Source organism: Pseudomonas sp. N2-3-1-14, assembly GCF_041228395.1.
In the GTDB taxonomy this organism is placed as follows: Bacteria; Pseudomonadota; Gammaproteobacteria; order Pseudomonadales; family Pseudomonadaceae; genus Aquipseudomonas.
This window is the reverse complement of sequence record NZ_CP166199.1, coordinates 5,046,780-5,060,278: the sequence shown is the minus strand read 5'-3', so window position 1 is coordinate 5,060,278 and position 13,499 is coordinate 5,046,780. Positions and strand designations below refer to the sequence as shown.

The 13,499-nt window shown below is 59.4% G+C and carries 11 protein-coding genes and 1 pseudogene; 7 read left to right on the top strand and 5 right to left on the bottom strand.

From position 1 onward, the window contains the following. The first annotated feature begins 32 nt into the window (after nt 1-32). A complete protein-coding gene (sbcB, locus tag AB5I78_RS23430) occupies nt 33-1,460 on the top strand; it encodes an exodeoxyribonuclease I (protein ID WP_369302094.1) in 1,428 nt (475 codons plus the stop codon). Nucleotides 1,461-1,550: 90 nt separating this feature from the next. On the opposite strand, the gene mvaT is transcribed toward sbcB, so the two are convergent. Continuing rightward, entirely contained in the window at nt 1,551-1,925 is a 375-nt protein-coding gene (gene mvaT, locus AB5I78_RS23425; protein ID WP_005790963.1) for a histone-like nucleoid-structuring protein MvaT, read from the bottom strand. Between the two features lie 349 nt (nt 1,926-2,274). Between mvaT and purU the strand changes: the two genes are divergently transcribed. Continuing rightward, nucleotides 2,275-3,123: a formyltetrahydrofolate deformylase gene (gene purU / locus AB5I78_RS23420; protein ID WP_005790961.1), complete on the top strand. Its 849-nt coding sequence runs from the start codon at nt 2,275-2,277 to the stop codon at nt 3,121-3,123. A 77-nt stretch (nt 3,124-3,200) separates the two neighbouring features. Beyond that, nucleotides 3,201-3,371 (top strand): hypothetical protein, encoded by a 171-nt coding sequence (locus tag AB5I78_RS23415; protein ID WP_242199966.1) that lies wholly within the window; start codon nt 3,201-3,203, stop codon nt 3,369-3,371. 36 nt (nt 3,372-3,407) lie between these two features. On the opposite strand, the gene AB5I78_RS23410 is transcribed toward AB5I78_RS23415, so the two are convergent. Both AB5I78_RS23410 and AB5I78_RS23405 read right to left on the bottom strand, forming a co-directional pair. After that, nucleotides 3,408-4,172, bottom strand: coding sequence for a methyl-accepting chemotaxis protein (locus tag AB5I78_RS23410; protein WP_370004806.1), 765 nt, complete (start codon nt 4,170-4,172; stop codon nt 3,408-3,410). 93 nt (nt 4,173-4,265) lie between these two features. Then, nucleotides 4,266-5,300: pseudogene (locus AB5I78_RS23405) on the bottom strand (cache domain-containing protein); the annotation flags it as partial. Between the two features lie 204 nt (nt 5,301-5,504). Between AB5I78_RS23405 and AB5I78_RS23400 the strand changes: the two are divergent. After that, nucleotides 5,505-6,983 carry a helicase HerA-like domain-containing protein gene (locus AB5I78_RS23400; RefSeq protein WP_369302093.1) on the top strand — a complete coding sequence of 493 codons (1,479 nt, stop codon included), beginning with the start codon at nt 5,505-5,507 and terminating at the stop codon, nt 6,981-6,983. Here AB5I78_RS23400 and AB5I78_RS23395 read toward each other — a convergent pair whose 3' ends face one another. Beyond that, nucleotides 6,984-7,442, bottom strand: a complete 459-nt coding sequence (locus tag AB5I78_RS23395; RefSeq protein WP_106578374.1) for a DUF721 domain-containing protein — start codon at nt 7,440-7,442, stop codon at nt 6,984-6,986. Between the two features lie 307 nt (nt 7,443-7,749). Between AB5I78_RS23395 and secA the strand changes: the two genes are divergently transcribed. The 3 genes from secA to AB5I78_RS23380 all read left to right on the top strand — a co-directional run bounded on the left by secA (nt 7,750) and on the right by AB5I78_RS23380 (nt 12,792). Further along, nucleotides 7,750-10,485 (top strand): preprotein translocase subunit SecA, encoded by a 2,736-nt coding sequence (gene secA / locus AB5I78_RS23390; protein WP_106578375.1) that lies wholly within the window; start codon nt 7,750-7,752, stop codon nt 10,483-10,485. A 124-nt stretch (nt 10,486-10,609) separates the two neighbouring features. Beyond that, nucleotides 10,610-11,827 carry a bifunctional glutamate N-acetyltransferase/amino-acid acetyltransferase ArgJ gene (gene argJ, locus AB5I78_RS23385; RefSeq protein ID WP_262209779.1) on the top strand — a complete coding sequence of 406 codons (1,218 nt, stop codon included), beginning with the start codon at nt 10,610-10,612 and terminating at the stop codon, nt 11,825-11,827. 20 nt (nt 11,828-11,847) lie between these two features. Further along, the gene (locus AB5I78_RS23380) at nt 11,848-12,792 is read left to right on the top strand and encodes a Nudix family hydrolase (RefSeq protein ID WP_145165369.1); all 945 of its coding nucleotides are present in this window, start codon (nt 11,848-11,850) and stop codon (nt 12,790-12,792) included. Between the two features lie 128 nt (nt 12,793-12,920). Here AB5I78_RS23380 and AB5I78_RS23375 read toward each other — a convergent pair whose 3' ends face one another. After that, the gene (locus AB5I78_RS23375; protein ID WP_145165367.1) at nt 12,921-13,499 is read right to left on the bottom strand and encodes a cob(I)yrinic acid a,c-diamide adenosyltransferase; all 579 of its coding nucleotides are present in this window, start codon (nt 13,497-13,499) and stop codon (nt 12,921-12,923) included.

Sequence of the window (13,499 nt, the reverse complement as noted above, 5' to 3'; positions counted from 1 at the left end):
GACTTTGCCGGTCTTCAGCACAGGAATAACCCGTGACCTCCATTTTCTGGTACGACTATGAAACCACCGGCATCAATCCGCGCAGCGATCGCCCGCTTCAGGTTGCCGGTATTCGTACCGACCTCGAACTCAACGAGATCGGCCCGCCGGTCAACCTTTATTGCCAGCTCAGCGACGATATCCTGCCTCATCCGGCCGCCTGCGCGATCACCGGCATCACCCCTGACATTCTGGCGGACAAAGGCCTGGCCGAAGCCGACTTCATGACCCGAGTGCATGCCGAACTGGCCGCACCGGGCACTTGCGGTGCCGGTTACAACACGTTGCGTTTTGACGATGAAATGACGCGCTACAGTTTGTATCGCAACTTTTTCGACCCTTACGCCCGTGAATGGCAGGGCGGCAACAGTCGCTGGGATTTGATCGATGTGGTGCGCACGGCCTACGCACTTCGCCCGGAAGGGATCGTCTGGCCAGAGCAGGATGGGCGCGTCACCCTCAAGCTTGAGCGTTTGACGGCCGCCAACGGGATCGATCATGGCCAGGCCCACGACGCGTTGTCGGACGTGCGAGCCACGATCGCCCTGGCGCGCCTGGTCCGCGAGAAACAGCCCAAGTTGTATGAGTGGCTGTTTCAACTGCGCAGCAAGCAGCGGGTGATGGATCAGGTACGCCTGCTGCAACCGATGGTCCATATATCCGGGCGCTTTTCCGCCGAGCGTCACTACTTGGGCGTGGTGCTGCCGCTGGCCTGGCACCCGCGCAATCGCAATGCATTGATCGTCTGTGACCTTGGGCTGGACCCGCAGGGATTGCTGGATCTGGACGCCGATACCTTGCGCCAGCGCCTCTACACGCGCCGTGGTGATCTGGCGGAAGGCGAACTGCCAGTACCGCTCAAGTTAGTGCATATCAACCGCTGCCCGGTCGTTGCCCCATTGAACGTGCTGCGGGCGCAGGACCGCGAGCGACTTCAATTGGATATGGACACGTGCCAGGCACGTGCACTGCGACTAACTGACGCACACGAAGTTTGGCGCGATAAGTTGGCGGCTATTTATGCCGAGGAAGATTTTGCGCCGAGTGCGGATCCCGAGCAGCAGCTCTATGACGGTTTTATTGGTGATCGCGATCGTCGTTTATGCGAACAAGTCCGGGCAGCCGAGCCTTTACATCTGGCCCATCAGCAGTGGCCATTTGATGATCATCGTTTGCCGGAATTATTATTCCGCTACCGCGCGCGTAACTTTCCTGACACCTTGAACAACGAGGAGCAACAGCGCTGGAAACTTTTCTGTCAGCAACGGTTGTCGAGTTCGGAGTGGGGCGCGCCGACTACCCTGTTGGCATTTAAACAGGCGCGCGAGGAGTTGGCTGTTAGTGCTACATCGTTTCAGTGTCAGGTGCTGGATCAATGGCAGGAGTATGCCGACTCTTTAGCCGCCCGGCTGAACCTGTAGTCAGGCATTGGAGAATATTCGGACAATAAAAAACGCCAGCAAGCTGGCGTTTTTTATTGTGTCGCTTATCAGGCGAGAGCCCGACCAGGCTTAGCCCAGCAGGGTAGCCCAGCCTTCAACCACGTCGCCGCCCCACTTGGCTTTCCACTCTTTCAGCGTCTTGTGGTTGCCACCTTTGGTTTCAATCACTTCACCGTTGTGTGGGTTCTTGTATTGCTTGACCTTGCGAGCGCGCTTGGTGCCGGTAGTTTTCACAGCGCCGCGGGGTGCTTTAACTTTCGACTCTGGATCCAGCAGCGCGATGATGTCACGCAGGGATTTGGAGTATTCACCCATCAGGGTGCGCAGTTTGCCTTCGAATTCCAGCTCGGTTTGCAGCTTGTCGTCTTGGGACAGGTTCTTCAAACGGGCTTGCAGCTCTTTGATAGCTTCTTCGGTGGCACGGTATTCGTTGATCAGAGACATGTGGACTACCTTATGTAGAGCGCGGATTGGCAGGAGAGTGGCCTAATAATAGTCAGGCACTAACCCCAAGTAAACATTTAAGGATGCATTTATGTGAATTACTTTGAATGTTTGTAGCGCTGCTACGCAATCGAGTTAATTAGTAGGTGGTAGACGTAAAGATAATCTCGTTTATTTTCCGACAATTGCCCGTGCATCACGTTGGACACGCATATAGCGTTGGTAAAACCTTACGCTATTAAGGGCTGTAGCCTGAGGGTGGGGGCAGAATAAGCCGTAAGGAATACTGCAGTTTTTCTGCGCAATCGCTAGAATGGCCGCCTTTGCGAAGTTCTGGAGTTTCCCCCTAATGCGCACTTTTCGGCTGGTGATTGCTTGCCCGGACCGGGTTGGCATCGTTGCCAAAGTCAGTAACTTTCTGGCCTCCCACAACGGCTGGATCACCGAGGCGAGCCATCACTCGGACGATCTCAGCGGTTGGTTTTTCATGCGTCACGAAATTCGTGCCGACACGCTGCCCTTTGGTCTTGAAGCTTTTCGTGAGGCGTTTGCGCCGATCGCTGAAGAGTTTTCGATGACCTGGCACATCACCGACACCGAGCAGAAAAAACGTGTCGTGCTGATGGCCAGCCGCGAGTCCCATTGCCTGGCCGACCTGCTGCACCGCTGGCACAGTGATGAGCTGGACTGCGAGATCGCTTGCGTAATCTCCAACCATGACGACCTGCGCAGCATGGTCGAATGGCATGGCATCCCGTACTACCACGTGCCGGTCAACCCGCAGGACAAGGAGCCGGCCTTTGCCGAAGTCTCCCGCCTGGTCAAGCAGCACGAAGCGGATGTGGTGGTGCTGGCGCGCTACATGCAGATTCTGCCGCCGGAACTGTGCCGTGAATACGCTGGCAAGGTGATCAACATTCACCACAGCTTCCTGCCGTCGTTTGTGGGTGCCAAGCCGTACCACCAAGCCTCCCTGCGTGGCGTGAAGCTGATTGGCGCAACGTGCCACTACGTCACCGAAGAACTGGACGCCGGCCCGATCATCGAGCAGGACGTGGTACGCGTCAGCCACAGCGACAGCATTGAAGACATGGTGCGTTTCGGCCGTGACGTCGAGAAGATGGTGCTGGCCCGTGGCCTGCGTTATCACTTGGAAGATCGCGTGCTCGTGCACGGCAACAAGACCGTAGTGTTCTGATACAGGTCTTGAAGAAGCACAGGCCTGGGCGTTAAATCGTCCCAGGCCTTTTTTTTTCTGCTATTGGGGATTGATCAATGAGCGATCCACTCGACAAAGCCACCTCCCAAGCCCCGGCGACGCTGGGGGAGGGGTGTTTAAGTCGATATGACCCGGATGACCTGGATGCTGAGGACGGCACCGAGTTTCCGGGTGCCGCTGAGTTGTGGGAGCGCGAACAGGCCAAATCCGAGCCTCCGGAAAAATAACGGCCCGCCGCTCTAAAAAAACGGCGGGCACTGGGCTCAGATTCGGAAACTGCCCACCAACTGTTTCAAGCGAGCGGCCTGTTGTTCCAGGTCGGTGCAGGCGCGCAGGGTGGATTGCAGGTTTTCCACGCCTTCCTGATTGAGGGTATTGATCTCGGTAATGTCCATGTTGATCGACTCCACCACCGAGGTTTGCTCCTCGGTGGCGGTGGCCACTGACTGGTTCATGCCGTCGATCTCGCCAATGCGCTGGGTCACGCTGTTCAAGCGCTCGCCGGCCAGGTTGGCGATTTCCACGCTGTCCTGGCTGTGGCGCTGGCTTTCACTCATGGTGCTGACCGAGTCGCGCGCGCCGACTTGCAGTTCCTCAATCATCTTCTGCACTTGCTGCGCCGATTCCTGAGTGCGATGGGCCAGGTTGCGCACCTCATCGGCCACGACCGCAAACCCGCGCCCGGCTTCCCCGGCACGCGCCGCTTCGATGGCGGCGTTCAGTGCCAGCAAGTTGGTTTGCTGGGAGATGCTGGTGATCACCTCCAGAATTTGCCCGATGTTCACAGTCTTGCTGTTCAGCGCTTCTATATTGCTGCTCGAAGCACTGATCATCGCTGACAGTTGGGTCATTGCCTTGATATTGCGATCCACCACCTGTTGGCCGTCTTCGGCCAAGTGCCGCGCATCGCTGGCCTGGCTGGAGGCTTGTGCGGCGTTGCGCGCGATTTCCTGGGCGGCGGCGCCCAGTTCGTTGATGGCGGCGGCGACGCTGTTGGTGCGGTTGGCCTGCTCGTCAGAGTTGACCATCGAGGAATTGGAGGCACTGACCACGCGCAAAGCGACTTCGTTGACCTGTTCGGTGGCCGAGGACACTTCGCGGATCGAGGTATGAATCCGCTCCACGAAGCGGTTGAAGGCAATGCCCAGCGTGCCGAACTCATCGTTGTTCTGGATGGTCAGGCGGCGGGTCAAGTCGCCCTCGCCATCGGCGATGTCCTGCATCGCGCGGGTCATTACGTGCAGGGGTTGCAACAGCACGCGGATGAGCATGCCCAGCAGCGCAATGATGATCACCACCGCGATGATCGTGGCGATGATCGCCGAATTGCGGAACTCGCTGAGCATGGCGAACGACTTGTCTTTATCCACCGAAATGCCCAGGTACCAGTTCACCGAGGGCAGGCCCTTGATCGGTGTAAAGGTCACGATGTTGTCTTTACCGTTGGCTTGAACTTCACTGAAGTCAGTACTGATCTTCGGCGTGTGATTGGGGTACATGTCGGCCAGGGTCTTCATCACCAGGTTTTTGTCCGGGTGCACGAGCACTTTGCCATCGGCACTGACCAGGAACGCATAACCCATGCCGCCGAAGTTCAGCGCGCCAATGTTATCCACCAGCGTTTGCAGGCTCAGGTCGCCGCCAACCACGCCGATGCTCTGGCCAGTTGTGGTGGTGCTGGGGGTGGCGACCGAAATGATCAGTTTCCCGGTCGCAGCATCAATGTAGGGTTCAGTCAGGGTTGAACCATTGCTGGACTGGGCGCCCTTGTACCAGGGGCGCACCCTTGGGTCGAAGCCATCGGGCATCTTGGTGTCGGGGCGGATGGTGAAGGCGCCTTTGCTGTCGCCCACGTAGGTGGCCATGAACGAGGACGTCAGGGCTTTCTGTTCCAGCAGGCCGGCGACCACGGCGGGCTCGGGGTTGATGGCGATGTTCTGTGCTGCGTTTTCCACCAGCGCTATGCGTCCGGTGAGCCAGGTTTGAATGTTGCTGGCGGTGACGTCGCCCATTTCATGCAGGTAATTATTGAGGTCGTCGCGAATTGCGTTGCGTTGCAGGTAGTCGTTGTAGAGGGTAAACAATGCGAAGGCGGCGATGACGATAAGGGCGGCTGCAAGCAGGATTTTGTGGCTGAAGCGCAGGTTTTTATTCATGGCTTGAAGGGTCCGCTAAGGTCTTGGTATCCGAAGCGCGTCCTCATGGGATGCGCAAAATGGCAGCGTCAAAAAAGGTGTGGTACTTCTGGTGATAGCTCTGTGAGTCCCTGTAGGAGCCATCCGACCTGTTTTTAGACTTTGTGGGTCTTACAATTATCTGTATCGACCTTGCGGCACTAAAGATTAACCAAAGGTGACGAAATGCCTGACTCCTCGCAACTCCTTATTGGCGCCGGCCCGGACGGCCAGCCCATCGCCCAGGCCATGCGCCTGGCCAACCGTCACGGCCTGATTGCCGGCGCCACGGGCACCGGCAAGACCGTGACCTTGCAGCGCCTGGCGGAAGCGTTCAGTGATGCGGGTGTGGCCGTGTTCGCCGCTGATATCAAAGGCGATCTGTGCGGTCTGGGGGCTGCCGCGAACCCTCAAGGTAAAGTGGCTGAGCGCATCGCGGGCATGCCCTTCCTTAATTACACGGCGAAGGCTTATCCGGTAACGCTGTGGGATATCCACGGGCAGTCGGGTCATCCGCTTCGCACGACCATCAGCGAAATGGGACCTTTATTGCTCGGCAGCCTGTTGGAACTCACCGACAGCCAGCAGTCGGCACTCTATGCCACCTTCAAAGTGGCGGACCGCGAAGGCCTGCTGCTGCTCGACCTCAAAGACCTCAAGGCATTGCTCAACCATCTGCGCTATCACCCGCAGCTGCTGGGTGACGATGCCGCGCTGATGACTACCGGCTCCAGCCAGGCGCTGTTGCGGCGCCTGGCGGTGCTTGAACAACAGGGCGCTGAAGCCTTGTTTGGTGAGCCGGCCCTGCAGCTTGAAGATATTTTGCAGCCGGCCAGCGACGGCCGCGGGCGAATCCATCTGCTCGACGCCAGCCGGCTGGTGCACGAGGCGCCCAAGGTGTATGCGACTTTCCTGCTGTGGCTGCTGGCCGAACTGTTCGAGCAGTTGCCGGAGCGCGGGGATGCCGACAAACCGTTGCTCGCGCTGTTTTTCGATGAGGCGCATTTGTTGTTTGCCGACACGCCCAAGGCTTTGCAGGACCGACTGGAGCAAGTGGTGCGCCTGATCCGCTCCAAGGGTGTCGGTGTGTACTTTGTCACGCAATCCCCCGCTGATTTGCCTGACACGGTCCTGGCGCAACTTGGTCTGCGTATTCAGCACGGCTTGCGGGCGTTCACCACGAAAGAGCAGAAATCCCTGCGCGCGGTAGCGGATGGCTTTCGGGCCAACCCGGCATTCGACACCTTGTCGGTGCTCACAGAGCTGGGCACCGGTGAGGCACTGGTGGGCACCTTGCAGGAAAAGGGCACGCCGGAAGTGGTCCAACGCGTGCTGGTAGCGCCGCCGCAATCGCGCATCGGGCCGCTCAGCGAAACCGAACGCGCCGCGCTGATTGCCAGCTCGCCGTTGCTGGGGCGCTATGACAAGCCGATTGATCGAGAGTCGGCCTATGAAGTGTTGATGGCGCGCAAGGAGCTCGGGCCGACTGAGGCAGCCACGCCTGCTGCCGAAGAACCGAGCTTTACCGACAAGGCCGGGGCATTTCTGGGCACCACGGCCGGCAAGGCACTCAAGTCAGCCATGCAGCAGGCCGCCAATCAGATGGGCCGGCAGTTGGTGCGGGGTTTGTTGGGCTCGTTGCTGGGCGGCAGCAAGCGTAAGTAGCTATTCAGATTTGGGCTTGGCGTGCGCGGCCAATCGTTCCAGTGCTGCGCGCAAGCCCGGATCGCTGATCCCGTCGGCCGTTGCCTGAATGGTTTCGGCCGCATTCACCGACAGGTTGATGGTGTGCCCCACCGCGCCTTGCTGCACGGTCGGCGGCTGCACCTTGAACTGGATACGGGTCAAACTGGCAAATTCATCAAAGGCCATCAATTGTCGCTGCAGGCGTTTTTGCTGATAGCGCAAACGGGTCGCCCAATGACCGTCGGTGACAATTAACAGCAAATTTCCTTCGCGCCAGGACGCCACATGGCAATGTTCACGTGCGGCAGGTTGTAGCTGGCTTTCGACCAGGCGTTGCAAATGGCCCAAGCGTTGCGCATGGCCGAAGATGGCTTTCAACGGCTTGGCTTCGCGGAGCAACACGCTGGGCGCGCGGGCTGTAAGAGGGCGAAATGCCATGTTTAGACACCTTAAGTAACAGAGCCGCCATCTTAGCAGAAAGCGCCTGTGTGCCCCCCAGCCAATGCGTCACGCAGCGCTTTGCTCGTAAAATCAATAGGTAACTTCTGCGCTTGATGGGTTGAAGTTCCAGCAAAAGCCCTTATTTTAAACAGGCCCTCTCACAGCGCCATGCCAGCATCGGGGAATAACGCCACTTTCCTCACCCACGATTCCGGGTAGAATGCGCGTTCGCATGCGGCCGTGAGGGCTGCTCGGGCCACTCACGGTGCGCCCTCCATCCCTATGTGTGGAAGAACCTGCCGATATGTTTGCGCCTTTGTTAAAGAAACTTTTTGGAAGCAAGAATGAGCGCGAAGTTAAACGCATGCTCAAGACGGTGCAGCTGGTCAATGCCTTCGAAGAGCAGATGGTTGCCCTTTCGGACGAGCAATTGCGCGCCAAGACCCAAGAGTTCAAGGCCCGCATAGCCAAAGGTGAAACCCTCGACAAGCTGCTTCCCGAAGCCTTTGCGGTCGCCCGTGAAGCCGGTAAGCGTGTCATGGGCATGCGCCACTTCGACGTGCAGTTGATCGGCGGCATGACCTTGCATGAAGGCATGATTGCCGAAATGCGCACTGGTGAAGGCAAGACCCTGGTGGCAACCCTGGGTGTTTACCTCAACGCACTGTCCGGCAAGGGCGTACACGTTGTGACGGTGAACGACTACCTGGCTCGCCGGGACGCCAACTGGATGCGCCCGCTGTATGAATTCCTCGGCCTGACCGTCGGCGTGGTAACGCCGTTCCAGCCGCCGGAAGAGAAGCGCGCCGCATACGCTGCCGACATCACCTACGGCACCAACAACGAATTCGGTTTCGACTACCTGCGCGACAACATGGCGTTCAGCATGGAAGAAAAATTCCAGCGCGAACTCAATTTTGCCGTGATCGACGAAGTCGACTCCATCCTCATCGACGAAGCCCGTACCCCGCTGATCATCTCCGGCCAGGCCGAAGACAGCTCGCGCCTGTACACCGAGATCAACAAGTTGATCCCGCGTCTGGAGCAGCACATTGAGGAAGTGGAAGGCGTGGTGACCAAAGAAGGTCACTTCTCCATCGACGAGAAGACCCGTCAGGTCGAACTCAACGAAGCCGGTCACCAGTTCGTCGAAGAGATGCTGACCCAGATCGGCGAGCTGGCTGAAGGCGAAAGCCTGTACTCGGCCCACAACCTGGGCCTGTTGACCCACGTGTATGCCGGCCTGCGCGCCCACAAGCTGTTCCATCGCAACGTCGAATACATCGTTCAGGACGGCCAGGTCGTACTGGTTGACGAACACACCGGCCGTACCATGCCGGGTCGTCGTCTGTCCGAAGGCCTGCACCAGGCCATCGAAGCCAAGGAAGGGCTCAACATCCAGGCTGAAAGCCAGACGTTGGCCTCCACGACCTTCCAGAACTACTTCCGTCTGTACAACAAACTGTCCGGCATGACCGGTACGGCCGACACCGAAGCGTTCGAGTTCCACCAGATCTACAACCTGGCCGTGATGGTGATTCCACCGAACAAGCCGCTGGCGCGTAAAGACTACAACGACCTGGTGTTCCTGACGGCCGAAGAGAAATACGCGGCAATCATCAACGACATCAAGGACGGCATGGCCCAGGGTCGTCCGATCCTGGTGGGTACTGCCACCATCGAAACTTCCGAGCACGTGTCCAACCTGCTCAACAAGGAAGGCATCGAGCACAAAGTCCTCAACGCCAAGTTCCACGAAAAAGAAGCCGAGATCATCGCCCAGGCCGGTCGCCCAGGCGCACTGACCATTGCCACCAACATGGCCGGTCGTGGTACCGACATCCTGTTGGGCGGTAACTGGGAAGTGGAAGTCGCGGCGCTCGAAAACCCGAGCCCTGAGCAGATCGCTCAGATCAAGGCTGACTGGCAGAAACGTCATCAGGCCGTGCTGGAATCCGGCGGCCTGCAGGTGATCGCCTCCGAGCGTCACGAATCGCGCCGTATCGACAACCAGCTGCGTGGTCGTGCCGGTCGTCAGGGTGACGCCGGTTCCAGCCGTTTCTACCTGTCGCTGGAAGACAGCCTGATGCGCATCTTCGCCTCCGATCGGGTGAAGAACTTCATGAAGGCCCTGGGCATGCAGTCCGGTGAAGCGATCGAGCACCGCATGGTGACCAACGCCATCGAGAAGGCTCAGCGCAAGGTAGAAGGCCGTAACTTCGACATTCGTAAGCAACTGCTCGAGTTCGATGACGTCAACAACGAACAGCGTAAAGTGATTTATCACATGCGTAACACGTTGCTGGCCGCCGACAACATTGGCGAGACCATTGCCGATTTCCGTCAGGACGTGCTCAACGCCACCGTCAGCGCGCATATCCCGCCACAGTCGCTGCCTGAGCAGTGGGATGTTGCCGGTCTGGAAGCGGCGTTGAAGAGCGATTTTGGTGTCGACCTGCCGGTTCAGCAGTGGCTGGACGAAGACGACCACCTGTATGAAGAAACCCTGCGCGAGAAGCTGATGACCGAGCTGCTGGCCGCGTACAACGAGAAAGAAGAGCAGGCGAGTGCCGAAGCGCTGCGCACCTTCGAGAAACAAATCGTACTGCGTGTGCTGGACGACCTGTGGAAAGACCACCTGTCGACCATGGACCACTTGCGTCACGGTATCCACTTGCGTGGTTACGCCCAGAAGAACCCGAAGCAAGAGTACAAGCGCGAGTCGTTCACGCTGTTCTCCGAGCTGCTGGATTCGATCAAGCGCGATTCGATTCGCGTGCTGTCCCACGTTCAGGTGCGTCGCGAAGACCCGATCGAGGAAGAAGCTCGCCTGCGCCAGGAAGCCGAAGCATTGGCTGCTCGCATGCAGTTCCAGCACGACGAAGCACCGGGCCTGGAAGCGCCTGAGGTGTTGGGCGAAGAGGTCGATGTGGCCTTGGCGCAAACCCCGGTTCGCAATGATCAGAAGCTGGGCCGCAACGAACTGTGCTGGTGTGGTTCGGGCAAGAAGTTCAAACACTGCCACGGCGAAATCAACTAAGATTTTTGCCTGACGCTGCAACACCCCGCGCCGCGACCGGCATCAGCCGTCGCGGCGTTTTGCCATTAATTCCCACCGTCGATAGCGACGGCACAGACATCACCTATTTTTAAGGAGCGCATTCATGGCTGTTGGTCTTGGTCCTTTGCCCACATTGCACCCGGTTGCCGGTTTTGAACTCGGTATCGCTTCGGCCGGCATCAAGCGCCCCGGGCGCAAGGATGTGGTGGTGATGCGCTGTGCCGAAGGTTCGACTGTCGCCGGTGTATTCACCCTCAATGCGTTCTGCGCCGCGCCGGTAATCCTGGCCAAACAACGCGTGGCCGGTTCGATTCGCTACCTGCTGACCAACACCGGTAACGCCAACGCCGGCACCGGCGAGCCTGGCCTGGTGGCCGCTGCCCGCACCTGCGCCAAGCTGGCCCAGTTGACTGGCGTAGACGCCAGCCAAGTGCTGCCTTACTCCACCGGCGTAATCGGTGAGCCATTGCCGGTGGAAAAAATCGAAGGCGCCCTGCAAGCCGCGCTGGATGACTTGTCTGTGGATAACTGGGCTGCCGCTGCCACCGGCATCATGACCACCGACACACTGCCAAAAGGCGCGAGCCGTCAGTTCGTGCACGACGGCGTGACCATCACCGTAACTGGCATCAGCAAAGGCGCGGGCATGATCCGCCCGAACATGGCCACCATGCTCGGCTACATCGCCACCGACGCCAAAGTCTCCCGCGACGTGCTGCAACGCTTGATGCTGGACGGCGCCAACAAATCGTTCAACCGCATCACCATCGATGGCGATACCTCGACCAACGACTGCTGCATGTTGATTGCGACCGGCCAGGCCAACCTGCCGGAAATCACCTCTACCGAAGGCCCACTGTTCGCCGCGTTGAAGCAGGCGGTGTTCGAGGTGTGCATGGACGTGGCCCAGGCCATCGTGCGTGACGGCGAAGGCGCGACCAAGTTCGTAACCGTTGAAGTCAACGGCGGCGCCAACCACCAGGAATGCCTGGACGTTGGCTACACCGTGGCCCACTCGCCGCTGATCAAGACTGCCTTGTTTGCCTCTGACCCGAACTGGGGCCGCATCCTCGCCGCCGTTGGCCGTGCCGGCGTGCCTGACCTGGATGTGAGCAAGATCGACGTGTTCCTTGGCGAGGTGTGCATTGCCAGCCGTGGCGCCCGCGCCGAAACCTACACCGAAGCCCAGGGCTCGGCAGTGATGCAGCAGGAAGAAATCACCATCCGCATCGAGCTGGGTCGCGGTGAGTGCAGCGAAACGATCTGGACCACTGACCTGTCCCACGAGTACGTGAAGATCAATGCGGAATACCGCACCTGACAGCCAAGAGGATAAGCGCGGTGAAACGAGTGCATGTAGCAGCAGCGGTGATCCGCGGTGTCGATGGCAGGATCCTGCTGGCGCGCCGCGCCGATACCCAGCATCAGGGCGGCCTCTGGGAATTTCCCGGTGGCAAGGTGGAGGCCGATGAATCGGTTGCTGCCGCCTTGTCCCGCGAATTGCAGGAAGAACTGGGCATCCAGGTCACCACGGCACGCCCGCTGATCAAGGTGCAGCATGACTACCCGGACAAGCAGGTGTTGCTGGATGTCTGGGAAGTCTCGGCCTTTACCGGCGAGCCCCACGGTGCCGAAGGGCAGCCGTTGGAATGGGTGGCTCCGCGAGACTTGATCAACTATGCGTTCCCGGCGGCGAATGCCCCGATCGTGGCGGCGGCGCGGCTGCCGGCTGAGTACCTGATTACCCCAGGCGAGCTGGAAACCCCGACCTTGCTGCGTGGTATTCAGAAGGCGATTGCCGGGGGCATCAAGCTGGTTCAGCTGCGTGCGCCCAATGGTTACGACCCTAAATACCGTGACCTGGCAGTGGACGCCGTTGGCCTGTGTGCCGGCAAGGCGCAATTGATGCTCAAGGGCCCGTTTGAGTGGCTGGGGGATTTCCCGGCGGCCGGCTGGCACATGACGTCGGCGCAGTTGCGTAAATACGCGAGCAAGGGACGCCCACTGCCGAAGGATCGCTGGTTGGCGGCCTCCTGCCACAACGCTGAAGAACTGGCGCTGGCGGAAATGATGGACGTGGATTTTGTCACGCTGTCACCGGTGCAGCCGACCCAAACGCACCCGGATGCTCAGCCATTGGGGTGGGAGCAGGCGGCCGAGTTGATCCGTGGGTTCAGCAAACCCGTGTTTTTGCTCGGCGGCGTAGGGCCGGCAGAGCGGGAGCAGGCGTGGGCCGCTGGGGCTCAGGGTGTTGCCGGGATTCGGGCGTTTTGGCCGCAGGTTTGATGTTGTTCTGACGGGCCTCTTCGCGAGCAAGCCCGCTCCCACAGTCGACCGGGTTCCAATGTTGGAATGCAGTCAACTGTGGGAGCGGGCTTGCGCGCGAAGGGGTTCAGATCAGTCACCCCAAAAACTCAGTGTGGCTTAGCCGCCGCCTGCCACAACACCTCAGCCACACCCTGGCGCTTGGCAATCACCCGTGCCGCCACAAACAACAAGTCCGACAACCGATTGATGTACGCCAACCCCACGCCTTCCAACGGTTCAACCGCATTCAACTGCTGACACCGCCGCTCCGCACTGCGCGCCAGGCTACGGCACACGTGGGCTTGGGCGATCAGCGCGGAACCACCGGGCAAGATGAAGTTTTCCAGCGGCCCGACTTCCTCATTCCAGCGGTCAATCGCCGCTTCCAGCCGATCAACTTCGGCCGCATTCAATGCCTTGTACACCGGCATCGCCAGCTCACCACCCAAGTCGAACAATCGATGCTGGCAAGGGGTAAGCACCTCAATCACGTCGTTCAGTTGCGGATGCTTGCCGCTCTGCTCTTCAAGGCTGGCCAGCAGTAAACCCAACTGGCTGTTGAGCGTGTCCACCTCGCCGATGGCTTCCACCCGCGGGTGGTCCTTGGGCACGCGACGGCCGTCGCCCAGGCCGGTCTCGCCTGTGTCGCCGGTACGGGTGTAGATCTTCGACAGGCGAAAGCCCAT